The sequence below is a fragment of the Actinomadura sp. SCN-SB genome, from assembly GCF_043906805.1.
Lineage (GTDB): Bacteria > Actinomycetota > Actinomycetes > Streptosporangiales > Streptosporangiaceae > Spirillospora.
The window spans coordinates 18,942-40,858 of record NZ_JBIMPP010000016.1 but is presented as its reverse complement, the minus strand read 5'-3'; the positions used below and the strand labels follow the sequence as shown (position 1 = coordinate 40,858).

Genomic DNA, 21,917 nt, shown 5'->3' with positions numbered 1-21,917 from the left:
GGATGGTGACTCGGTCACACCCCCTGTTCCTGACGGTGATGTGGTGCCGTTCGGGCGGGCGGTGCGAACCTGGTTCCAGATCTCGCTGCAGACCTTCGGCGGGCCGGCGGGGCAGATCGCGGTGATGCAGCGAGCCTTGGTGGAGGAGAAACGCTGGATCGGGCAACAGCGCTTCAACCACGCCCTCAGCTACTGCATGCTGCTTCCCGGCCCGGAGGCGCAACAACTGGCGATCTACATCGGGTGGCTGCTGAACGGCACGCGGGGCGGGCTGGTCGCGGGCACCCTGTTCGTGCTGCCCGGGGTGCTGGCGCTACTGGCGCTGTCGGTGATCTACGTGGCGTACGGGTCGACCACGGCGGTCACGGCGCTGCTGGCGGGGCTGGCACCGGCGGTGCTGGCCATTGTGGCGCAGGCGGTGATCCGGGTCGCGCGGCGATCGCTGGTGCATCCCGCTCTGATTGCGCTGGCGGTGGCGGCGTTCGTGGCGCTGGCGTTCCTGGCGGTGCCGTTCCCCGTGGTCATCGCAGTCGCCGCGTTAGTGGGCTGGCTGCTGCACCGGTGCGCCCCGGACGTTCTGCGCAAGGGCAACGGCAGGGGCAAGGAGGACGGGCGGACGCCCCTGATCCCCGACGACGCTTTGCACCACGCCCAGCCGACCTGGCGGCACGCGGTCAAGGTGTTGGCCGTCGGGCTGGTGGTGTGGGGACTGCCGCTGGCCGCCGTTGTCGCGCTGACCGGGACCGGCAGCGTCTTCACTGCCCAAGGGCTGTTCTTTTCCGGCACGGCGCTGGTCACCTTCGGCGGCGCGTACGCGGTGCTGGCGTTCGTGGCCCAGCGCGCGGTGGAGACCTACGGCTGGCTGGGCCCCTCGGAGATGGTGCGCGGCCTCGCGCTGGCCGAGACGACCCCCGGGCCGCTGATCATGGTGGTGCAGTTCGTGGCCTTCCTCGGCGCCTACCGCGACCCGGGCGGCCTGGATCCGTGGGCGGCGGCGTTCCTGGGGGCGCTGCTGACCACATGGGTGACTTTCGTGCCGTGCTTCATCTTTATCTTCCTCGGGGCGCCCCATGTGGAGCGGCTGCGCGGCAACGCCGCCATCTCCGCCGCCCTGACCGGCATCACGGCAGCGGTGGTCGGCGTCATCGCCAACCTGGCCCTCTACTTCGCCGTCCACACTCTCTTCGCCCGCACCCACGCCGAGAGCTGGGGACCGATCCACCTGCAGGTTCCGGAATGGGGCAGCGTCCGGTTCCTGGCCCTGGGCATCGCCGTGGCCGCGCTGCTGGCGATCTTCCAGCTGGGCTGGCCGGTGCTGCGGACGCTGGGCGCCTGCGCTGCGCTGGGGCTCTTGGCGGCCTTGGTGGGTATCCCGGTGAGCTGAGGGGACGGCCGGCTGGTGTTCTCGTTACGCGAGGTGAGCGTCACCGTCGGCGGCGCCGTCCTGCTGGACGGGCTGAGCGCCGACTTCGGCACCGGCCGGCATCAATGTGATCAGCGGACCGTCCGGGGCGGGCAAGACCACCCTGTTACGGCTGCTCGTCCGGTTGCTGGATCCGGCGTCCGGCCAGATCGCCTACGAGGGCGCGCCGTTGACAGCGCTTCCCGTCCCTGACCTTCGCAGGCAGGTCCAGTTGGTCGGGCAACGCGCCACCCTGCAGACGGCGCGGGTCCGGGACGAGGTCCGCGCCGCCGCCCCAGAGCTCGCCGACCGGGAGGTGGCACGGTTGCTCGCCGATGTCGGCCTTGACCCTGTCTCCTTCGCCGACCGGCACACCAGCGGGCTGTGGGCCGGGTAGGCGCAGCGGCTGTGCCTGGCGCGCTCCCCTCGCGTTGCGGCCCCGGGCGCTGCTGCTGGACGAGCCCACCGCCCACCTCGACGTGGCTTCGACGGCCGTGGTCGAAAGCAGTGTCGCCGACTTCGCCGCCGCGGGCGGGACCGTGCTGGTGGTCAGCCACGACGCGGCCCTGATCGCCCGGTTCGGCGGCCCGGTCCTCACCCTGAGGAACGGGAGGCCCGCGCTATGACCAACATCCCTTCCTGGCCGGCACCGCAGCGTCCGCGCTGCTGGTCGCGGTGACCACCGCCGCGGCCGCCCGGGAGCGCCTCGAGGTGAGCCGGGAGGTCCTGGTCGCCGCCGTCCGCGCCGGTGCCCAGCTGGCCGCGGTCGGCGCGGTGCCGGCGGCGCTGTTCCGCACCGGCGGCGTGGCCGGGGTGGACCCGCTGACCGCGATCGGCTACCAGATCGTGGTGACGAGATCCTCCCTGATAAGGGAGCACGGGACTTGATGTCCACTCGTCGGGCCGGGCCTCAGGCGGCCATGTTGGACGCCACGGCATAGACCAGCGGCAACCTGCCCTGATCTCAACAGCGCAGAGCCGTACGTCGCGGTCGCGTCCCAGCGCGGCCAGCTCTGAGGTTGCCGTTGACTTCGATGCCTTGCGCGTCAGCGGCAGGGCTGGGTAGAGAGTGCTTTACAGATTTTTCCTACTATATTAGTAGGTAAATGTCGACCCGGCCTTGGGAGCGATGCCATGCCCGTGTCAGCGGCCGCTGTGAAGCAGGTTCATCTGGCGGCGCACTTTCCCGGTGTCAACAACACCACGGTGTGGTCGGATCCGGCCTCGGGGAGCCAGATCGACTTCGCGTCGTTCGTCCATCTGGCGCGGACGGCCGAGCGCGGGCTGTTCGACTTCTTCTTCCTGGCCGAGGGGTTGCGGCTGCGGGAGATGAAGGGGCGCATCCACGATCTGGACGTGGCGGGGCGTCCCGAGTCGCTGACGGTGCTGTCCGCCCTGGCGGCGGTGACCGCGCACCTGGGTTTGGCGGCGACGGTGAACTCCACCTTCAACGAGCCGTACGAGGTGGCGCGGCGGCTGGCGACGCTGGATCACCTCAGTGGTGGGCGGGCCGCCTGGAACGTGGTGACCAGTTGGGATGAGTTCACCGGGGCGAACTTCCGGCGCGGCGGGTATCTGGCCGAGGCCGACCGCTACAACCGTGCCCGCGAGTTCCTCACCACCGCGCGTGAGTTGTGGGATTCGTGGCGGGACGGGGACGTGGTCGCCGACCGGGGTACGGGGGAGTTCCTGGCGCGCGGCGACGCGGGTGCGTTCGCGCATCGGGGGCCGCAGTTCGACATCTGCGGGCGGTTCAACGTGCCGCGCGGTCCGCAGGGACACCCGGTGATCATTCAGGCCGGGGACTCGCCGGAGGGACGCGAGTTCGCCGCCCGGGACGCGGACGTGATCTTCTCCCGGCACGGCACGCTGGAGGACGGGCGTGCCTTCTACTCCGACGTCAAGGGCCGGATGGCCAAGTATGGGCGGGCCCCGTCCGAGTTGAAGATCATGCCGGCGGTCACCTATGTGCTGGGCGATACCGCGGAGGAGGCCGCCGAGCGGGCGGCGCAGATCCGGCGTGCGCAGGTGAGCCCGCAGACGGCGATGGTGTTCCTGGAGGCGATGTGGGGGCGTGACCTGTCGGGCTACGACCCGGACGGCCCGCTCCCGGACGTGGAGCCCGACTTCGGGGAGGGCGTCTCGAAGGGACGTGCCCAGTTCCGGGGTGATCGGCGCGAGACCGTCCGGAAATGGCGGGCGCTGGCGGCCGAGCGCGGCCTGTCGATCCGCGATCTGGTGATCGAGACGACGTCCCGGCAGACCTTCGTCGGCACCCGCGCTCGGTCGCCGATCAGATCGAGGAGTTCGTGCGGACCGACGCCGCCGACGGCTCCGTCTTCGTCCCGCACCTGACCCCCGGCGGCCTGGACGAGCTGGTCGACCAGGTGGTGCCGCTGCTGCAGGAGAAGGGTGTGTTCCGCACCGAGTACACCGGGCCGACCTTGCGCGATCATCTCGGCCTCCGTGCTCCCCGTTCCCAGAAGGAGGAGGTGGTGGCGTGACCCGGCTGCATCTGGCGGTCGCGTTGGAGGGTGCGGGCTGGCATCCGGCGGCGTGGCGTGATCCTGCGGCGCGTCCGGCGGGGCTGTTCGACGCCTCGTACTGGGCCGAGCTGGTCGCCGAGGCCGAGCGCGGGCTGCTGGACTTCGCCACGATCGAGGACGCGCTGGGCTTGCAGTCGTCCCGGTTCGAGGGCCATGACGATCGCACCGACCTGGTGCGGGGGAGGCTGGACGCGGTGTTGCTGGCCGCCCGGGTGGCACCGTTGACCTCGCGCATCGGCCTGGTGCCGGCCACGAGCGTCACCCACACCGAGCCCTTCCATGTCTCCATCGGGATCGCCTCGCTCGACTTCGCCAGCCGGGGTCGGGCGGGCTGGCGTCCGCAGGTCTCGGCACGGGCCGCCGACGCGGCCCACTTCGGCCGCCGCGAGTTTCCGGCGCTCACCCTGGAGGAGATTCGCGGGCCGCGCGGGAAGGCGCTCGCCGCCGAGCTGTTCGGTGAGGCGTCCGACGCGGTGGAGGTGGTGCGGCGGCTGTGGGACAGCTGGGAGGACGACGCCGAGATCCGCGACGCCGCGACCGGACGGTTCCTGGACCGCGACAAGCTGCACTACATCGACTTCGAAGGCGCGCACTTCAGCGTGCGCGGGCCGTCCATCACGCCGCGTCCCCCGCAGGGCCAGCCCGTGGTCGCCGCGCTGGCCCACGACGACCTGCCCTTCGACTTCGCGGCCCGCGGCGCGGACGTCGTCTTCCTCACCCCCGAGTCCCACGCGGAGGCCGCGGAGCTGGTCGGGCGGGTGCGGGCGGCCGAGGCTGCGGTCGGCCGCACCGGCGAGCCGCTGAGGATCTTTGCGGACCTGGTCGTCCTGCTGGATGAGGCGCCCGGTACGGCGGCCGCCCGCAGGGCGCGGCTGGACGGGTTGGCCGAGATCGCCTCCGACGCGGCGATCTTCACCGGAACGCCCGCCGAGCTGGCCGAGCTGCTCCTGCTCTGGCGCGGGGCGGGGCTGGACGGCTTCAGGCTGCGCCCTGGCGTCCTTCCGCACGATCTGGCCCAGATCACCCGGCAGCTGGTGCCCGAGCTGCAGCGCCGCGGCGCCTTCCGTACCGGGTACACGGCCACGACCTTGCGCGGGCACCTCGGACTGCCCCGTCCGGCCGGCCGTTATGCGGCCCCGGCGGCCGGAGCAAGGTCATGATCCCGCTCTCCGTTCTCGACCTGGCGCCGATTCCCGCGGGCGGCACGCCGTCGCTGGCACTGCGCAGCACCCTGGACCTGGCCCGGCGCACCGAGGAGTTCGGCTACCACCGCTACTGGCTGGCCGAACACCATCTCGCCCCGGGAGTGGCCAGTTCGGCCCCGCAGGTGCTGATCGGCGCCGTGGCGGCCGCGACCGAGCGGATCCGGGTCGGCTCCGGCGCGGTGCAGACCGGGCATTGGACGCCGCTGGCCATCGTCGAGCAGTTCGGAACCCTGGACGCCCTGCATCCGGGACGGATCGATCTCGGATTGGGCCGCTCGGGCAAGCGCCGCAGGGAGCAGTCCCTCCACCGGCCGGCGCCGCCGCGCGAGGCCGCGGTTGTGGACGGTCTGCTCATCCCCCCGCCCTTCGACCAGAGCGCGCTCGCCGGTTCCCCGGTGGTCTCGCTCATGGGGACGCTGCTTCAGCAGCCCGGTGCCGACACCCCCGGCTTCGCGGAACTGGTGGACGACATCGCCGCGCTCATCGATGGCTCGTACCGGTCGCGGGAAGGCCATGTCGCCCACGCGATGCCGGGCGAGAACGCCGATCTGGAGGTGTGGGTCCTGGGCAGCAGCGGGGGCGAGAGCGCCCAGGTCGCCGGCGAACGCGGCCTGCCGTTCGCGGCGAACTACCACGTCGCCCCGTCCCACGTGCTGGAGGCGGTGACGGCCTACCGCACGGCGTTCCAACCGTCCAAGGTCCTGGACGAGCCGTTCGTGATGGTCTCCGCGGACGCGGTGGTCGCCCCCACCGACGAGGAGGCCCGCGAACTGGCCTCCCCATATCCGCTGTGGGTGCACAGCATCAGGACGCGCCTGGCCGCCATCCCGTATCCGACCCCCAGTGCCGCCGCCGCCCATGTATGGGATCCCGCGGACTGGACCCTGGTCGCCGACCGGGTGGACACCCGGTTCGTCGGCTCACCGCGCACCGTCGTCGAGGGCCTGGAGGTGCTCCGCCGCGTCACCGGCGCCGACGAGTTGCTGATCACCACGATCACCCACGACCACGCCGACCGCGTCCGCTCCTACGAGCTGCTGGCCGCCGAGTGGGCGCGCGGTTGAGCTCAGCGCGGTCGGCGGCGGCCGTTGCGCGCCTGCCGCTGTCCGTTCGGCCGGGTGCCGACCAGGCCGCCGGAGTCGCCCCGCAACTCCAGCCAGTCACCGAAGCACTCCCCGGTGATCTTCTCCAGCAGCCCGACATCGGTTTCGAAGGACGGTAGGAGCGCCTGACGCTGCTCGGCGGTCAGTGGCCGTCGCGGGCGGGTGTCGCGCTGGAGGGCTCGCTCGATGGGTTCGGTGATGCGCAGGGCCAGGTTGCCCGGCAGCGCCGTGCCCGCGGCCTGGCTGGTGCGCAGGGCACGCGACAGAACGCGGTGGCGGACCGTCCGGTCGGGATGGACGGTGACGTTCTCGCGTGGCACCTCGGTCACCACGCCGGGTTCGACACCGAGGAAGGCGCAGATGCGGTCCAGGGCGTGCGCCGGTCGCACCAGCAGGTCGCGGTAGCGGAAGACCAGCACCTGCTCGCGGGCGAACAGCGTGTACAGGTGCTCCAGTTGTTCCCCGTACTTGCCCATCTGGAGGTAGTGCCAGAACGCGGCCCAGCCGGCGTCGATCCGGCGTTGTTCGGCCCGGCAGGCCAGGACGAAGTCGTCGATGGGCTCCAGTCCCGCCGACCACAGGTGCGTCCAGTTGGAGTGCGCCCGCTCCACCGGGTCGCGCACGACGGCGATCAGGCGGGCGTGGGGGATGAGGTCGTGGATGCGGCGCTGGGCGGCACGGTCGTAGAGGTAGAACGGCGTCGACTCGCCGCGCAGCGCGCCCGGCGGAGCGTCGTCGAACAGCGCCTCATAGTCGGCCCGGCGCCAGATGTGCTCGCGGTAGGTTTGGGCGTCGCCGGGACCGCCCCGGGTCGGTGGCGGGCCGTCGGTGAGGAAGAACTTGGGCTCCTTCACCGGCGACATGTACAGGGACGGGTGCCGTGCCAGCGCCGCGTGCAACGCGGTCGTCCCGGCCTTGGGGGCACCGATCACCAGGAAGTCCGGCAGTCCCATCGCGTCTCCCCCTCGCCGAGGTGGCGCCCATTCTCGATCAAACAGATTATATCCACCTGTTTAGTAGGTATCTACGCTGCCCGTTCTCGGGGTCGCGTCCCTGAGCGGGGACGATCTTCCCTATCATTCTTGTATGCGTGCTAGGGAATCCGAGCGACCGTTCCCGGATCCGAATCCGGAGCGCTCGCGACCGGTGGTGCCGCCGCCGGAGCCGACCGCGGGCCACTGGGCCGGTGCGCCGAGCGCGTGCCTGGCGGACGGAAAGATCCATCTCGCCTACCGGCTGCGCCGTCCGGTAGGGGAGGGCCGCGGTTACGCGGTGGTGATCGCACGGGCCACCGACGATGGGGAACGGTTCGAGACGCTCGGCACCGTCCACAAGGACCGGCTGGACACCGAGTCCCTGGAACGGCCCGCGCTGGTACGCACCGAGGAGGGCCGGTGGCGCCTGTACGTCAGCTGCGCCACGCCCGGTACCAAGCACTGGCGGGTGGAGGTGCTGGAGGCCGACAGCCCGGAGCGGCTCGCCGGCGCATCCGCCGACGTGGTCCTACCGGGCAGCGCCGGGGTCGGCGTCAAGGACCCGGTGATCCTGCGGCATGGCGGCAAGTGGCACCTGTGGGCATCCTGCCACCCCCTGGAGGAATGGGACGAGGCCGACCGGATGGTGACCGACTACGCCACCAGCGCCGACGGGCTGGACTGGACCTGGCACGGCACCGTGCTGCGCGGCCGTCCAGGCCTGTGGGACGCGCGGGGCGCGCGGGTCACAACCGTGGTCCCCCACCAGGGGCACATCTTCGCCTACTACGACGGGCGCGCCAGCGCCGCGGAGAACTACGAGGAACGCACCGGCCTGGCCCTGGGGACGGGCATTGGCGGTGTGCTCCTCGCCCAGGGCGACGCACCCATAGCAGAGTCGGCGCACCACGGTAGCGGGCTCCGCTACCTGTGCGCGGTGCCCCTCCCCGGCGGGTACGGGTGGCGCCTGTACTACGAGGCGACCCGGGCGGACGGGGCGCACGAGCTGCGCACCGAGGTCCATCGGGGTAGCCGCCCGCGTGTACGGTGAGGAGCCGTTCTCGTTTCCTTCACCGTGTCGAACACCACCTCGCGCCAGTCCCCCCAGCGCGGGACGCCGCGCGGCAAGGCGATCGCCGTGAGCCGGCCTAGGGACATGCCCACGACCGCTCCGACCCGGGGCGCGAGCGCTTCGATGATGGCGGTGACGGCTTCGGCATTGCGCGCGGCCGGTAGTCCCGGTCATCGCGCCGGTCGAATGTCGGTGCCCGGGCGGGTCCACCGCTGTCAGCGGACGCCCGAGGACAAGTGCGACGGTATCCCCGGTGTGTGCGTTCTGCGCGTCACGGTGCGCCAGCACGAACTCCGCCGACCCTTTGCCCCAGACCAGGGCGCTCACCCGCCGCCCGGAGCCGACCTCGACGAACTCCCGCCGCACCATCGGCGGCCTAGTCCACGGCAGCCCGGCCTCGCGCGTCCTCCCCGATAGTCAACTGATGCGCGCGGGACCTCATCGAACCCGTCTTCGGAGTCGCGTACGAGCGTCCGATCACGCGCCTGCGCGAGTTCCTCACGGCGCTGCGCTCGCTGCTGGTGACCGGGGAGGCCGACGTGCGGGGTGAGACGCTCACCGCGAGCCCCCCGATGCCCACGGCCGTGCCGGGCGCCGACCCGCCACCGCCCGTCTTCGTCGCCGCGATGGGACCGCGGGCACTGCGGGTGACCGGTGAGCTGGCCCACGGGACGCTGCCCTTCCTGGCAGGTCCGCGCACGCTCGGCGAGCACATCGTCCCGGAGATCACCACCGTCGCCGAGCGGGCCGGGCGCCCGGCCCCGCGTGTCGTCGCCTTCGTGTCCGGGGTGGTCACCGATGATGTGGACGCCGCCCGCGCGGCCGCGGCCCGGCAGTCCGCCTTCTACGACACCGTCCCGTCCTACCGCCGGGTCATCGAGCTCGAGGGCGCCGCCAAAGCCGCCGACCTGGTAGAGATCGGCGACGAGAAGGTCATCGCGGCGGCGGTCCGGCGCTATTTCGACGCGGGCGCCACCGAGGTCGTGTTCGGCGCGACCGAGCTGGCGGGCGAGGCCGCCCGCCTCCGCACCTGGAATCTCCTCGGCGAGCTCGCCTGACGATGACGGGCCGGTTGCGTTCGCGCCGGCGCTGTGGGTCCTGCCGTACGAGGCTCATGGCGGCCCGGCCTTCGCCGCCACCATCACCGTCCCTCGGCTCTGGCCCTTGGTGATCCTCGGAGCCTCGGCCGCGCGGCCCGGTGGTGGACGGACCGCGCTGGGTGAGGTGCTCCGAGGGGTCAGGCGGCGCGGGACGGAAGGGAGGAGAAGGCGGTGGCGTCGCCCTGGATGACGGTGCTGGTGTCGCCGTTGACGCCCACGGGGATGTCGCCGGCGATGGTGATGCGGTGGAGCAGGCGCGGGTGGTCGTCGTAGTCGGCGACGGCGTAGTGCTGGGTCGCGCGGTTGTCCCAGATGGCGATGTCGCCGGGGCGCCAGGTCCACCGGACGGTGTTCTCCGGCTTGGTGATGTGCCGCTGCAGCAGGTTGTACAGGTCCTGGTAGTCCGGTGTGGACAGGCCGGGGATCGACTGGACGAAGTGGCCGAGCAGGAGCGAGGGCTCGCCGGTCTCGGGGTGGACCCGGACCAGGGGGTGCTCTGTGAGGTAGGTCGTGTTCCGGAACTCCTTGCGGTATCCCTCTTCCTTCACATCCAGCCCGCCGACCTTCGCCGGGCGTTCGAGGGCGTAGTCGAAGGCGTCGCTGTGCCGGGCGCGCAGCTGACTCACCAGCGTCTGGAAGGCCGGGTGCAGGTTCTGGTAGGCGGCGACGGTGTTCGCCCAGATCGTGGTGCCGCCGTAGGGCGGGAGCGTGATGGCGCGCAGGATGCTGATGGCGGGGACGCGGTCAACGAAGGTGACGTCGGTGTGCCAGCTGTTGGCCTTGCTGCGCTCGGAGTCGATGGGCAGGATCGCTTTCCCGTCGCCCCGGACAGTGGGGTGGGGTGAGGTGACCTCGCCGAGCTGGGCGGCGAACTCGTACTGGTCCTCATCGGTGGCGTGACCCTGGTCACGCAGGAACACGACCCTGTGCGCGAGGAGCGCCGCGCGGAACTCGGCGACGGCGGCGGGGTCGAGCCCGGCACCGATGCGCAGCCCCGAGACGACGGCGCCGATGTTCCCGCCGACCTTCGTCACCTCAAGCGTGGTCGACTCACTGTGAAGCCGGGTCATCGCCCGCGCTCCTTTCTCTCTGGCGGACAGCTCTGCGGGGCCACGGCCCCGAGGAATTCCTAATATATCCGACTAGATTAGTATGGAATCCTGTCACCCGGGGCGGACTCAGGACTCCGCCTCGTGGCCGGAGGACCCAAGGAGCGTGTCCATGAGCAGACCCCTGTCCCGTCGTGCGCTGTTGTCCGGCCTGGCCGGTGGAGCCGTCCTGCTGGGCCTGCCCGGATGCACCTCGGCGGTCGGCCGGCAGGGCTCGGGAGAGGCACGGAAGGGCGGCACCCTCATCGGTGCCATCGGCAGTGACCTGGTGCCGGCGAACTTCTTCACCAACTCCAACTGGGGCGTGACCACGATCATCGGCCTGGTCTACGAGAGCCTGATTCACTACCCCAACGACAGCCTGAAGCCGGAACCCAGGCTCGCCGAGAGCTGGACCATCGCCGACGACGGCAAGACCGTCACCCTGAAGCTGCGGGGCGACGTGAAGTTCCACACCGGACGCCCGTTCACCTCCGAGGACGTGGCGTTCTCACTGAAGACCTACGCCGACCCCAAGTGGAACGGACAGCTCAAGAGCACCGCGCAGGCGATCAGGTCGATCGATACGGGCGATCCGCGCACCGCGGTCCTGCACCTGGCACATCCGCTCGGCAACATCCTCGACCTGCTGGAGATCGTCCCGATCGTCGACAAGGAGACCTTCGCCGGGATCGGGGACGGCAGCAGGTACGTCGGCACCGGACCGTTCAAGTTCGACAGGTGGACGCCCAACGCCCGGCTCCGCTTCAGCAAGAACCCCGGCTACCGGGTCCCCGGGCGGCCCTATCTGGACGCCGTCGACATCGCGATCGTCGCCGACGCCACCGCGCAGGCCAACCAGCTGCGCAGCGGCCAGATCGACTACGCCTACGGCGTCAGCAACCTGGACATCGAGCGCCTGGAGAAGACCGGCAAGGTCAACAAGATCCAGCTCACGGGCGCCGAGGAGCAGATCTACGTCGGCACCAACGTCACCGCCGAGGGCCTGTCCGACGTGCGAGTCCGGCAGGCCATCGCGTACGCCCTGGATCGTGACCGCATCCTGGCCGAGGTCTTCCGGGGCAGCGGCTACACCGTCAACCTGCCGTGGCCGAAGACCTCACCCGCCTACGACGAGAAGCTCAACGGCACCTACCGGCGGGACGTCGCCAAGGCCAAGAGCCTCATGGCCGCCTACGGCAAGAAGGTGCCGACGCTGACGTTCAACTACCAGACCCCGAACCCGCTGTTCGCGGCCACCGCGCAGATCGTGCAGGCCAACCTGAAGGAGATCGGGATCGAGGTGAAGCTGGAACCGCTGGACCCGCCGACCTTCGTCGCCCATCTCATCGGAGGCAAACTCCCTGGACTGTGGACCACCTACCACTCGTGGGCCCAGTACACGCCCTCGACGCTCAGCGTCAGCGCCTACCCCTTCAACGCGCGCAAGAACGCCTCGCACTACACCTCCGACACCTACATCAAGGACGCCGACGCCGCGTGGAAGCAGGTCAAGGGCGACAGCCCCGAGGCGAAGGAGGCGTACGGCAGGCTGTCGCGCGACCTGCTCGACGGGCTGTTCCTCATCGAGATCGCGATCGTCGAGCCCCGCTGGGCCGTCAGCGACCGGGTCACGGGCGTTTCGTACACCAAGCGGCACGAGCTCGTGCTCACCGACGCGCGGCTGACCGGGTGAGGACACGACCATGACGCTGTACGTACTGCGCAGGCTGCCCTCGCTGGCCCTGGTGCTCGTGGTGTCGTCGATACTGATCTTCGCCGTGCTGCGGCTGGTCCCCGGCGACCCGGCGGAGGCGCTCGCCGGAGCCGACGCCACCCCCGAGGCGGTCGAGGCGATCCGCCGGGAGCTCGGCCTGGACCGGCCCTGGGCGGGACAGTACCTCGCCTGGCTGGGCGCGATGCTGACCTTCGATCTGGGCCGGTCGTACCTCATCGGAGGGACGATCGGCTCGCTCGTCACCGACGCCCTGGGCAGCACGCTGCTGCTGGCCACGAGCGCGTTGCTGCTGGCGGTCCTGTTCGCGCTCGTGCTGGGCACGCTGTGGGCCTGGACGCGGAGCGCCTGGCTCGACCACCTGCTGACCGGCGTCAACACCCTGGCGATCGGTGTGCCGACCTTCGTCATGGGGGTGGCGTTGATCCTGCTGTTCGGCGTCATCGTGCCGGTGCTGCCGAGCGGCGGCGTCCCCCGCGAGGGACTGCTCGCCAACCCGTCGATCACGTTCCAGTATCTGCTGATGCCCGCGCTGTGCCTGGCGCTGCCGGTCGGCGCCGCGCTGACCCGGTACGTCGCCGAGTCGCTGCGCACCGAGCTGGCCCAGCCCTACATCGTCACCGCGCTCGCCGCCGGGGTGTCCCGGCGGCGGGTGCTGCTGCGGCACGCGCTGCGCAACGTGCTGCCGACCAGCCTGACGGTGCTCGGCCTGCAGACCGGCGCGCTGCTCGGCGGCGCGGTGCTGGTCGAGTTCACCTTCTCCTGGCCGGGCCTGGGGCTGCTGATCGAGCGGGCGATCACCGGCCGCGACTATCCGGTCGTGCAGGTGCTGCTGATGCTGTCGGTGGCCGTCTTCGCCGTCCTGCAACTGCTCACCGACGTCGCGCACGCCGCCCTCGATCCGCGCGTCCGGCTGGGAGCCGCCCGATGAGCGCCCTCGAACTCGGGACGTCCGGACCGCTCGGGAACGTCGAGACGGACCGAGGGCCGCGGGCGCGCCGCGCTGCCCTCCTGCATGGCCGGGGTCTGGCCGGCCTCGTGCTCGTCGGCGTCGTCGTCCTCGCCGGCCTGCTGGCGCCGCTGATCGCGCCGTACCCGCCGCAGGCACAGATCCCGGACGCCAACCTGCTGGGCGCGAGCGCCGGGCATCTGTTCGGCACCGACGAGGTGAACCGCGATGTGTTCTCACGGGTGCTCTACGGCATCCGGCCCGATCTGCTGGTCTGCCTGGTCACCGTGCCCTGCGGCGCCGTCCTGGGCGGGCTGGTCGGGCTGGTGGCCAGCCAGGCCGGCCCGGCGGACGTGGCCGCCCAGCGCGCCTTCGACATCATCCTGGCCTTCCCTCCGATCATCCTGGGCATCGGCATCGCCGCGGTCACCGGCGTCGGCATGCTCCCGGTGATCTGCGTGGTCATCGGGGCCGAACTGCCGCTGTTCGGACGGCTGGTACGCACCGCCACGCTCAAGGTGCGCGAACTGCCGTACGTGGACGCCGCCGAGTCGATGGGCGCGTCCCGCACCTGGGTGCTGCGCAAGCACGTGGTGCCCAACATCCTGGACGCGGTGATCGTCCAGCTCGCGCTCTCGGCCTCCATGGCGGTCTTCATCTCCAGCGCGATGAACTTCATCGGCATCGGGGTGCGGCCCCCGTCCCCCTCGCTGGGCGGGGTGCTCGCCGACGCCATGGCCCAGCTCGGCACCAACAACATGTACGCGATCGGCCCGCTGCTGGTGATCGTCGTGCTCGTGCTCGGCTTCCAGCTGATCGCGCAGGCCTTGCTGGCCGAGCGCCGAGGAGGTGCGTCATGACGGCGCTGCTGCAGATCAAGGGCCTGAACGTCCGCTTCCCGGGGGTGCGCGCCGTCCGGGACCTCGCCCTGGAACTGCGCCGGGACGAGGTCCTGGCGGTAGTGGGGGAGTCGGGGTCGGGCAAGTCGGTCACCGCGCTGGCCGTCCTCGGGCTGCTGCCCGCGACGGCCGCCGTCTCCGGGAGCATCGTCCTGGACGGGCGGGAACTGCTCGGCTTGGACGAGGAGGAACTGCGCCGGGTACGCGGAGCGCGGATCGCCCTGGTCTTCCAGGAACCCTCGACCGCCCTCAACCCGGTCGAACGGGTCGGCTGGCAGATCGGCGAGGTGCTGCGGGCGCACGGCACGGCGTCCCGCCGCGAGCGGCGCCGGCGCGTGGCCGACCTGCTGGCGCAGGTCGGGATCCCGCCCGAGCGGGCGCGGGACTACCCGCACCAGTTCTCCGGCGGGCAGAAGCAGCGGATCGTGCTGGCCCTGGCGCTGGCCGCCGGCCCCGACGTGCTGATCGCCGACGAGCCCACCACGGCCCTCGACGTGACGGTGCAGGCCGAGATCCTCGACCTGCTGCGCGAGCTGCGGCGCGAACGGGAACTCGCGGTGCTGCTCATCACCCACAACATGGGCGTGGTCGCCGACCTCGCCGACCGGGTGGCCGTCATGCGCTCCGGAAGCGTCCTTGAGACCCAGGACGTCCACCGGCTCTTCGCCGCCCCCTCGACCCCGTACGCCCGCGAACTCCTGGCGTCGGTGCCGCGGCTGGGGAATCGAGAACGTCCGGCCCGTCCGGTCCAGGAGTCCGCGCCCGCGTTCGCCGTCACCGATGTCGTCGTCGGCTACCCGGGACATCCGGCCGCGCTCGACCAGATCACGCTGTCGGTGGCCCCGGGCGAGGTGCTCGGCATCGTCGGCGAGTCGGGCTCCGGCAAGACCACCCTGGGACGCGTCGCGACAGGCCGGTTGCGGCCGTCCGCCGGGACGGCCCGGCTCTTCGGGGCCGACCTGGCTGGCCTGCGACGCTCCGACCTGCGCGGGCTCCGCAAGCGCATCGGCATCGTCCACCAGGACCCGGCCGCCTCGCTTGACCCGCGCCGCACCGTACTGGAATCGATCAGGGAGCCGCTCGACATCCACCGGGTGGGCACCCCCGCCGAGCGGGTCGCACGCGCCGAGGAACTCCTGGAACAGGTCGCCCTCACTCGCGAGCACGGCGCCCGGCTGCCCCGCGAGCTGTCGGGCGGCCAGCGCCAGCGCGTGGCCCTGGCCCGCGCCCTGGCCCTGGAGCCCGACCTCCTCCTGGCCGACGAGCCCACCAGCGCCCTGGACGTCTCGGTCCAGGCGGCGGTGCTCGAACTCTTCGCCGACCTCCAGCGGCGACACGGGTTCGCCTGCCTGTTCATCAGCCACGACCTGGCCGTGGTGAGCCAGGTCGCCGACCGCGTGGCCGTCTTCCGCTCCGGCCGGCTGGTCGAACTCGGCCCCGCCGCCCGGGTGCTGACCAGGCCCTCCTCGCCCTACACGCGGACGCTGCTGGCTTCGGTCCCGCTACCCGACCCCGAGGCCCAGCGCGTCCGCCGGAGTTTGGGACCACCCACCCTGAAAACCTCCGCGTAAGAGGTCATTCGAAGGCGGCGCCGGCCTCCTCCAGCAGTGCCAGGACCTCGGCGGGATGGTAGGGGGCCGGCGCGCCCGGAACATAGGTGACCGAGGTCAGTTCGCCCGTGAACGGGAACGCGCCGTGCCGCTGATAGAGCGGCCAGGACACCGGGTTGCGCCGGTCGATCCCGACATCGATGCCCTGGGCGGGCGCGAAGCCGAACAGGATGAGCACCTCGTCCAGCCTTGCCCGCCCCTCGCCGTCCACCAGGATGTCGAAGCTCCAGCGGTAGCCCGGCTGGATCGTGGCTCGGAGGGTCACGAGCCGGTCGCCGGGAGCCAGCTCTCCCGCGTCGGCCTCGATGAGGGAGCCGTACTCGTTGTAGACGAAGTGCAGCAGTCCGTCCTGGATGTGCAGGTTGTAGCCGCCTCCCAGGTCGCCATGGGCGACCAGGACGCCCTGGTCACCGGGCGCGTAGTTCAGTCGAGCCTGCACGTCGAAGGACCGCAGGGCGACGAGCTTGGCCGACCGGTACCGCTCCAGGCTCGGCGTCCCGGGCAGCAGCCGCACCGGACGGCTGAACTCCTCGTCCGACGGAGGCCGGTTCATGTGCAGAAAGCCCCGGTCGTCCAGCGGGAACACGCGGTTGTCCCAGGCCGCCTTCTCCCAGGCCGCGGCCAGCTCCTTGACCAATTCCGGATGCTCGGACGCGACGTCATGGGCCTCGGTGGGATCGGCGCGCACGTCGTACAGTTCCCACGGGTCGTCGTCGGGGCCGTTGCCGGGCCGGTGCAGGGACACCAGCTTCCACCCGTCCCGGTAGTAGGACCGGTTGCCGGTCATCTCGGCGTACTGCTCGGGATGGGTGCTCGCCACGTTCGCGTCCCGCAGGGGAGCGGTGAAGCTGAAGCCGTCCAAGCGACGTGCGGGCCGCCCTTCCCGCTCTTCCAGCCGAGCCACCCCGGCCAGCTCCAGCAGCGTCGGGTACAGGTCGGTCACGTACTGGTACTGGGTGCGCACCTGTCCGGCCACGTCCCCCAACCCGGCGGGCCAGGAAATGAGGAACGGCACCCTCACACCGCCCGCATGAGTGTTGCCCTTGTACAGCCGGAACGGTGAGTTGGACGCCATGCCCCAGCCGCGCGGATAGTGGATCGAGCTGTTCGGGCCACCGAGCGAGTCCAGGTCCCGGGGAACATCGGTGTGCCACTCCTGCGGCAACTGGGGGCCTCGGGAGAAGTTCTTGAAGTAACTGCGCGTACCGCGCGGCCCGCCTTCCCCGGTGCCTCCATTGTCGGAGGTGAAGACCACGAGGGTGTTGTCGAGTTCGCCCAGCGCCTCGATCACCTCCAGCAGCCGGCCGAGGTTCTGGTCGATGTTGTCCACCATCGCGGCGTACACCTCCTTCATCCGCGCGTAGATCTCCCGCTCCTTCTCCGGCAGGGAGTCCCACGGCTCGACGGAGTGGTGCGCCTCTCCGTTGCGGGGCGGCAGGACGGTGCCCTCGGGGAACAGCCGGTCGGCGAGCTGCCGGGCGAACCGCTCCTCGCGGACGGCGTCCCAGCCGCGGGCGTACCTGCCGCGATACTTGGCGATGTCCTCGGCCTTGGCCTGCAACGGCCCGTGGACGGCGCCGTGGGCGAAGTACAGGAAGAACGGCTTGTCCGAATTCGCCCGCAGCCCCTTCAGCATGCCGATCGCCTCGTCGGTGAGGTCGTCGGTCAGGTAGTAGCCCTCCGGGTACGCGTCGATGGCGACCGGCGAGTTGTCCCGGACCAGGTGGTAGGGGAAATGCAGGCTGGTCATCCCCTCCAGGAACCCGTAGAAGCGGTCAAACCCTCGTTGCAGCGGCCAGGAGTTCTTGGACGCTCCCTCGTTCATGGTGGAGTCCTTGGCCAGGTGCCACTTCCCGATGGCGTAGGTCGCGTAGCCCCCGGCGCGCAGCGACTCGGCCAGCGTCGGGACGTCGTCGGCGAGTTCCAGCGCCCAGCCGGGGAAGCCCGGGTCGGCGTTGGCGACGAACCCGAAACCCGCGTTGTGCGGGTTCAGCCCGGTCAGCAGGGACGCGCGGGACGGGGAGCACAGCGGATTGGTGTGGTAGTTGGTGAACCGCACACCACGCTCGGCCAGCCCGTCCAGGGCCGGGGTATCGATCTCCGACCCGAACGGCCCGATATCGCTGAACCCCATGTCGTCGACGAGAACCACGACGATGTTCGGCGCGCCCCGCGGAGCCTGGGGCGGGGCGTTCCACCACGGGGTGGACTCGGCGACCGTACGCCCGACGATCGCGCCATGACCTGGGTAGGTCCGCGTCTGCTGTTCGCTCATCTGGCCTCCAATTCGGACGTGACGCATCGCTGCGGCCGGGACGGTCCGGCCGTTGGTGAACGCATCGTGCGCCCCCGGCACCGCACTCGTGCTAACTTACCTTTTCCAATCGGAATAGTAGAGATAGTGGGGATTGCGAGTGACCGAAGCACGACCCGTCCCGGGTCCGGTGTCGTGAACGCCGTCACCGTCGTGGTCGTCGAGGGCGCCGTGCTGATCGCGGGCGCGGTCCTCGGCGTCATCGCTCACGTCCGTGGCTGGCGTCCCTCGGTGCGGATCGCGCTGCTGGTGGGGGTGGGGCTGCGTGTCGCGGTCATGGGTCTGGCCGCGGCGGACCCGCACCAGCCGGTGGATCTGTGGGACAGCTTCCTGCAGGCCGGGCAGGACGTCCTGCACCGCCGCGATCCGGTGCTGACGCCCGACAGCGGATGGCATTTCCTGCCCATGTCCGCCTACGGGTTCGCGCTCACGCTGCTGACCGGGCTGCCGTGGGAGGTCGCGCTGCGGCTGTACCCGATGGCGGCCGACATCGTCCTGATCGTCCTGGTCGGCCGGCTCGCCCGTGACGGCGAGCGGGAGCTGCGCCGGTTCCAGTACGCGTGCAGCCCGCTGGCCATGCTGGTGTGCGCGGTGCACGGGCAGCTTCAGTCGGTCGCGCTGGTGTTCGGCGTGGCCGCCTTCCTCGCCGCCCGGTCGCGCCGGCCGGGCGGAGCGGGAGCGCTGATGGGGTTCGCCCTGTCGGCCAACAGCTGGCCCGTGATGTTCCTGCCCGGGATCGCGGCGACCCTGCGCCGTCCCGGACGGTGGCTGCGGGCCTCGGCCGGCGTCATCGGGGTTCCCGCGCTGTTCTTCGTGACCCTGCCGATCGGCGTGGGCACGCCGATCGATCGGCTCCCCGATGTCGTGGGGGTCGTCGGCGGGATCCGCCCGGTGGTCGGCGACTGGGGCTGGACGGCGGTCGCGACCGGCGGTCACCAGACGCTGGACTCCACGCTCGGGCGGCCAGGCTCGATCGTCCTGTTCGCCACGTTGTTCCTGGCCGGCTGGTGGTGGCGGCGGGCCGACCCGATCGACCTCACGATCGCGCTGGTGCTGGCCTTCCTCATCGTGACGCCGCGACTCGGCGCGCAGTACCTGCTGATGCCGGTGCCCTTCCTGCTCGTCCGCTCCACCCGCGCGGCGCACCTCGCGATGGGAGCGGGCGCGTTGTGGGCGGCCTTCGGCTACCTCTACATGACCCGGCTCTCCTGGTCGGGCTGGCAGGACGTCCACGTGGGGTGGTCTCTGGGTTCACTCATCGTCATCGCCTTCCTGATCGCCGCGATGCCCTGGAGGAGAAGAGTCGCCGCACCGCCCGTCCCCGAGTCCATGCGGGAAACGTCACCGGAACGGGCGCCCGAACCAGAACCGGCGGCGGTACTGCCAAGGGCCGCGCCGGACCCGGATGCGGTCACCTCACCGGCGCGGCCCGGTCCCTAGTCGCTTGCGAGCTGAACGCCGACGCACCCATGGCAAGGAGTCCCCGTGTCGCTCAATTCTCACCCGGTCCGGCGGACCGTCGTCGTCGCCGGACCCTCGGAAGCCGCGGCGGCGATCGCCGCCGCGGGCGCGGTGGTCGTCGGGATCGAGGACGCCGCCTCGCACGAGCCGGAGGTGCTGCTGGCCCGCCCCGGCCCCTGGCCAACGCCGCTGCCGTCCTGGACCGGCGGACTGCGCTGGGTCCACCTGGCGGCGGGAGGGCCCGAGGCGTACCCTCCCGGTCTGCTCAGGGCCCGGCTGGTCACCTCATCGAGATCGCTGCACGCTCCGCAGGTCGCCGAGCGGGTGCTGTACGCGCTGCTCAGCGATCTCAATCAGGGGCTGTGGGTGGACGGCCCCTGGGCGCCGGGTGATCATCGGCCCGCGCCGCGGCGGCTCGCCGGTTCCACGGTGGGGCTGGTGGGCCTCGGCCTGGTCGGGACGGCGGTGGCGCGGCGGCTCCTGCCGCTGGGCGTCCGGGTCCGCGGGATCCGCCGTCGCCCCGCCGCGCCGATCCCTGGCGCCCAGCTGGTCAACGGGGTCGAGCTCGCCCGCGATGTCACCGAGCTCCTGGCCACCAGCGACGCGGTCGTGCTCGCCGCTCCCGCCACCGCGGCCACCGGGAAGATGATCGGCGCGAGCGTGCTGGGCTTCGCCAAACCGGGCCTGCACCTGATCAATGTCGGTGCCGGGGGAGTGCTCGACCATGACGCTGTCCGGGAGGCGTTGGACGAGGGCGGCGTCCGTCTGGTCACCCTCGATGTCACCGATCCGGCGCCGCCGCCCGCCGGGCACTGGCTGTACGAGCATCCCCGGGTCAGGCTCAGCCCCGCGGCCGCCGGTACCTCCACGCACGTCGAAGCCGGAGTCATCACGCACTTCCTGGACAACCTGGACCGCTGGCGAAACGGCCGCCCGCTCCTCGACCAGGTCGAGCCGGTCGAGCCGGTCGCGGTGGAGAGCGTCCGCCGGGTGGACGCGCCGGTTCGGCGATGACCCACAGGTGGCCGGGCTGATCGCCGGTACGTCCATGACCACCACGGCGGCACCCCCGGCGCCACCCCGCGAGGCGCGGCATCGGCTCGCCTGGCTGGACGCGCTGCGCGGCTGGGCGGCTCTGGTGGTGGCGTTGCACCACGGCAGCTACTACTGCACGCCCGGGCTGCGCGCCGAACACCTCACCTGGATCGACCCCGGAGTCTACGGCGTCATGGTGTTCTTCCTGGTCAGCGGCTACATCATTCCCGCGTCTCTGGAACGGCACGGCAGCGTCCGCAGGTTCTGGATCGCCCGGTTCCTCCGTATCCACCCGATGCTCGCGGTGGCCTGCGCCGTGGCCGTGGCGCCCTTCGTGCTCGGGCTCCGAGGGCTGCGGGCCGGGCTCGAACGGCACGATCCGCTGACCGCCGTGCTGGCCCACCTGACGATGCTGCAGGACGTCCTGGGCGTACCGAACGCGATCAACGTGCTCTGGACGCTGTCGTACGAGATGGCGTTCTACCTGATCGTCGTCGCCCTGTTCGTCGCGGGTTCCTACCGCCGCGGGGTCGTCCCCCTGACGGTCGTGCTGGCGACGGGCACGTTACTGGCCGCCGCCCTTCCCACGACACTGCTCTCACGCAGCCTGGGGACCGGGCCGGTGGTATGGGCCACGACCGCGCTGCTGGCCGCAGCCGTCGCCATGTCCGCCTCCACCAGGCGTGCGGCAACAGTCGGGCCCCATACAAGATCAGCATCAACCGAGTGTGTGGGTGTTGTTGCTGGTCAGGCGGGGTGCGCCAGCAGGGACTGAACCCCGAACCCGCGGATTAAGGCCGACCCTCGTATGCGCCGTCAATCGGTCAGTTCCATCGCGTGGCACCAACTGTCGGTCAAGGCGTCCACGAGTTCATCGCGTGACTGAGCGAAAAGGCCGAGCACCCAGAAATAGAGCACGCGTTCCATCTGGATCGTCTGCGTGAGCAGCCGCAGCCGGGCCGACCTGGGATCGTCGCCGAACCTGGCCAGATGTCGGGGTAGCGCGTCCGCGCCCTGGTCCATGCCGTGGAACCACTCGCCTGCCAGTTCTGGCTCCAGAGCCAGGGCCTGGTTGGATGCGATGGCTATTTGCCGGGTCTGTTCCCAGAAATAGACCATCGTCTCCAGCCAGGCCCGCACGTCGGCCCGGCCAGGATCCTCGATCGCGTCCAGCTGCCGGTAGCGGGCGAGCATCTGCGGCTGCAGCAGTTCTCGCCAGGCTGCCAGGAACGCCTGCGCCTTGGACTTGAAGTGCAGGTAGAACGTGGCCCGCGAGGCGCCCGCAGCCGCAGTGATGTGCTCGATCGTGGTAGCGGCGTAGTCTTGCAGGCCGATCATCTCGATGGTCGCTTCCATCAGACGCCGTCGGGTGTCGGCCTGCTGGAGGGCGCGCAGGGACTGTCGGTTAGCTTCGGCGGGCACGG

General features: G+C 71.1%; 21 protein-coding genes. 17 read left to right on the top strand and 4 right to left on the bottom strand.

The features are described from left to right. Positions 1–43 precede the first annotated feature (43 nt). From chrA to ACGWYJ_RS13190, 8 genes are all read left to right on the top strand, one after another. Positions 44–1,384, top strand: a complete 1,341-nt coding sequence (gene chrA, locus ACGWYJ_RS13225) for a chromate efflux transporter (protein WP_395106207.1) — start codon at positions 44–46, stop codon at positions 1,382–1,384. Between the two features lie 106 nt (positions 1,385–1,490). After that, positions 1,491–1,799: an ATP-binding cassette domain-containing protein gene (locus ACGWYJ_RS13220; RefSeq protein WP_395106206.1), complete on the top strand. Its 309-nt coding sequence runs from the start codon at positions 1,491–1,493 to the stop codon at positions 1,797–1,799. 34 nt (positions 1,800–1,833) lie between these two features. Further along, positions 1,834–2,028: a hypothetical protein gene (locus ACGWYJ_RS13215; RefSeq protein ID WP_395106205.1), complete on the top strand. Its 195-nt coding sequence runs from the start codon at positions 1,834–1,836 to the stop codon at positions 2,026–2,028. A gap of 13 nt (positions 2,029–2,041) precedes the next feature. Next, complete coding sequence (locus ACGWYJ_RS13210) at positions 2,042–2,290, top strand: ABC transporter permease (RefSeq protein WP_395106292.1); 249 nt, start codon at positions 2,042–2,044, stop codon at positions 2,288–2,290. Between the two features lie 246 nt (positions 2,291–2,536). After that, a complete protein-coding gene (locus tag ACGWYJ_RS13205; protein WP_395106204.1) occupies positions 2,537–3,757 on the top strand; it encodes an NtaA/DmoA family FMN-dependent monooxygenase in 1,221 nt (406 codons plus the stop codon). After that, the gene (locus ACGWYJ_RS13200; protein WP_395106203.1) at positions 3,712–3,906 is read left to right on the top strand and encodes a hypothetical protein; all 195 of its coding nucleotides are present in this window, start codon (positions 3,712–3,714) and stop codon (positions 3,904–3,906) included. The genes ACGWYJ_RS13205 and ACGWYJ_RS13200 overlap by 46 nt, the downstream gene beginning before the upstream one ends. Further along, on the top strand, positions 3,903–5,108 hold the full coding sequence (locus ACGWYJ_RS13195; RefSeq protein ID WP_395106202.1) for an LLM class flavin-dependent oxidoreductase: 1,206 nt from the start codon (positions 3,903–3,905) through the stop codon (positions 5,106–5,108). The genes ACGWYJ_RS13200 and ACGWYJ_RS13195 overlap by 4 nt, the downstream gene beginning before the upstream one ends. Further along, positions 5,105–6,217, top strand: coding sequence for an LLM class flavin-dependent oxidoreductase (locus ACGWYJ_RS13190; RefSeq protein WP_395106201.1), 1,113 nt, complete (start codon positions 5,105–5,107; stop codon positions 6,215–6,217). The genes ACGWYJ_RS13195 and ACGWYJ_RS13190 overlap by 4 nt, the downstream gene beginning before the upstream one ends. A gap of 2 nt (positions 6,218–6,219) precedes the next feature. On the opposite strand, the gene ACGWYJ_RS13185 is transcribed toward ACGWYJ_RS13190, so the two are convergent. Further along, the gene (locus ACGWYJ_RS13185; RefSeq protein ID WP_395106200.1) at positions 6,220–7,209 is read right to left on the bottom strand and encodes a sulfotransferase family protein; all 990 of its coding nucleotides are present in this window, start codon (positions 7,207–7,209) and stop codon (positions 6,220–6,222) included. Between the two features lie 133 nt (positions 7,210–7,342). On the opposite strand from ACGWYJ_RS13185, the gene ACGWYJ_RS13180 reads away from it, so the two are divergent. Both ACGWYJ_RS13180 and ACGWYJ_RS13175 read left to right on the top strand, forming a co-directional pair. Further along, positions 7,343–8,281, top strand: a complete 939-nt coding sequence (locus ACGWYJ_RS13180) for a hypothetical protein (RefSeq protein WP_395106199.1) — start codon at positions 7,343–7,345, stop codon at positions 8,279–8,281. A gap of 461 nt (positions 8,282–8,742) precedes the next feature. Then, complete coding sequence (locus tag ACGWYJ_RS13175; RefSeq protein WP_395106291.1) at positions 8,743–9,360, top strand: TIGR03564 family F420-dependent LLM class oxidoreductase; 618 nt, start codon at positions 8,743–8,745, stop codon at positions 9,358–9,360. Between the two features lie 179 nt (positions 9,361–9,539). On the opposite strand, the gene ACGWYJ_RS13170 is transcribed toward ACGWYJ_RS13175, so the two are convergent. Further along, on the bottom strand, positions 9,540–10,472 hold the full coding sequence (locus ACGWYJ_RS13170; protein WP_395106198.1) for a TauD/TfdA dioxygenase family protein: 933 nt from the start codon (positions 10,470–10,472) through the stop codon (positions 9,540–9,542). Positions 10,473–10,623: 151 nt separating this feature from the next. Here ACGWYJ_RS13170 and ACGWYJ_RS13165 point away from each other — a divergent pair, with 151 nt between their 5' ends. The 4 genes from ACGWYJ_RS13165 to ACGWYJ_RS13150 are packed head-to-tail and all read left to right on the top strand — an operon-like array spanning position 10,624 to position 15,644. Further along, complete coding sequence (locus tag ACGWYJ_RS13165) at positions 10,624–12,186, top strand: ABC transporter substrate-binding protein (protein ID WP_395106197.1); 1,563 nt, start codon at positions 10,624–10,626, stop codon at positions 12,184–12,186. Between the two features lie 10 nt (positions 12,187–12,196). Continuing rightward, positions 12,197–13,156, top strand: a complete 960-nt coding sequence (locus tag ACGWYJ_RS13160) for an ABC transporter permease (protein WP_395106196.1) — start codon at positions 12,197–12,199, stop codon at positions 13,154–13,156. Continuing rightward, positions 13,153–14,034, top strand: a complete 882-nt coding sequence (locus tag ACGWYJ_RS13155) for an ABC transporter permease (protein ID WP_395106195.1) — start codon at positions 13,153–13,155, stop codon at positions 14,032–14,034. Before ACGWYJ_RS13160 ends, ACGWYJ_RS13155 begins: the two co-directional genes overlap by 4 nt. Next, positions 14,031–15,644 (top strand): dipeptide ABC transporter ATP-binding protein, encoded by a 1,614-nt coding sequence (locus ACGWYJ_RS13150; protein ID WP_395106194.1) that lies wholly within the window; start codon positions 14,031–14,033, stop codon positions 15,642–15,644. The genes ACGWYJ_RS13155 and ACGWYJ_RS13150 overlap by 4 nt, the downstream gene beginning before the upstream one ends. 4 nt (positions 15,645–15,648) lie before the next feature. Here the strand turns inward: ACGWYJ_RS13150 and ACGWYJ_RS13145 are convergent, their stop codons facing one another. Then, positions 15,649–17,958 carry a sulfatase-like hydrolase/transferase gene (locus ACGWYJ_RS13145; RefSeq protein ID WP_395106193.1) on the bottom strand — a complete coding sequence of 770 codons (2,310 nt, stop codon included), beginning with the start codon at positions 17,956–17,958 and terminating at the stop codon, positions 15,649–15,651. A 174-nt stretch (positions 17,959–18,132) separates the two neighbouring features. Between ACGWYJ_RS13145 and ACGWYJ_RS13140 the strand changes: the two genes are divergently transcribed. The 3 genes from ACGWYJ_RS13140 to ACGWYJ_RS13130 are packed head-to-tail and all read left to right on the top strand — an operon-like array spanning position 18,133 to position 21,268. Next, positions 18,133–19,437 carry a hypothetical protein gene (locus ACGWYJ_RS13140; RefSeq protein ID WP_395106192.1) on the top strand — a complete coding sequence of 435 codons (1,305 nt, stop codon included), beginning with the start codon at positions 18,133–18,135 and terminating at the stop codon, positions 19,435–19,437. A gap of 45 nt (positions 19,438–19,482) precedes the next feature. Beyond that, positions 19,483–20,472, top strand: a complete 990-nt coding sequence (locus tag ACGWYJ_RS13135; protein WP_395106191.1) for an NAD(P)-dependent oxidoreductase — start codon at positions 19,483–19,485, stop codon at positions 20,470–20,472. Between the two features lie 7 nt (positions 20,473–20,479). Further along, positions 20,480–21,268, top strand: coding sequence for an acyltransferase family protein (locus ACGWYJ_RS13130; protein WP_395106190.1), 789 nt, complete (start codon positions 20,480–20,482; stop codon positions 21,266–21,268). A 41-nt stretch (positions 21,269–21,309) separates the two neighbouring features. Here ACGWYJ_RS13130 and ACGWYJ_RS13125 read toward each other — a convergent pair whose 3' ends face one another. Further along, the gene (locus ACGWYJ_RS13125) at positions 21,310–21,915 is read right to left on the bottom strand and encodes a TetR/AcrR family transcriptional regulator (RefSeq protein WP_395106189.1); all 606 of its coding nucleotides are present in this window, start codon (positions 21,913–21,915) and stop codon (positions 21,310–21,312) included. Positions 21,916–21,917: the final 2 nt, after the last annotated feature.

Coding starts and splice junctions, on each gene's coding strand:
- ACGWYJ_RS13155 (WP_395106195.1), top strand. CDS start 13,153: ATGAGCGCCCTCGAACTCGGGACGTCCGGACCGCTCGGGAACGTCGAG.
- ACGWYJ_RS13160 (WP_395106196.1), top strand. CDS start 12,197: ATGACGCTGTACGTACTGCGCAGGCTGCCCTCGCTGGCCCTGGTGCTC.
- ACGWYJ_RS13165 (WP_395106197.1), top strand. CDS start 10,624: ATGAGCAGACCCCTGTCCCGTCGTGCGCTGTTGTCCGGCCTGGCCGGT.
- ACGWYJ_RS13150 (WP_395106194.1), top strand. CDS start 14,031: ATGACGGCGCTGCTGCAGATCAAGGGCCTGAACGTCCGCTTCCCGGGG.
- ACGWYJ_RS13145 (WP_395106193.1), bottom strand. CDS start 17,958: ATGAGCGAACAGCAGACGCGGACCTACCCAGGTCATGGCGCGATCGTC.
- ACGWYJ_RS13205 (WP_395106204.1), top strand. CDS start 2,537: ATGCCCGTGTCAGCGGCCGCTGTGAAGCAGGTTCATCTGGCGGCGCAC.
- ACGWYJ_RS13180 (WP_395106199.1), top strand. CDS start 7,343: ATGCGTGCTAGGGAATCCGAGCGACCGTTCCCGGATCCGAATCCGGAG.
- ACGWYJ_RS13185 (WP_395106200.1), bottom strand. CDS start 7,209: ATGGGACTGCCGGACTTCCTGGTGATCGGTGCCCCCAAGGCCGGGACG.
- ACGWYJ_RS13190 (WP_395106201.1), top strand. CDS start 5,105: ATGATCCCGCTCTCCGTTCTCGACCTGGCGCCGATTCCCGCGGGCGGC.
- ACGWYJ_RS13170 (WP_395106198.1), bottom strand. CDS start 10,472: ATGACCCGGCTTCACAGTGAGTCGACCACGCTTGAGGTGACGAAGGTC.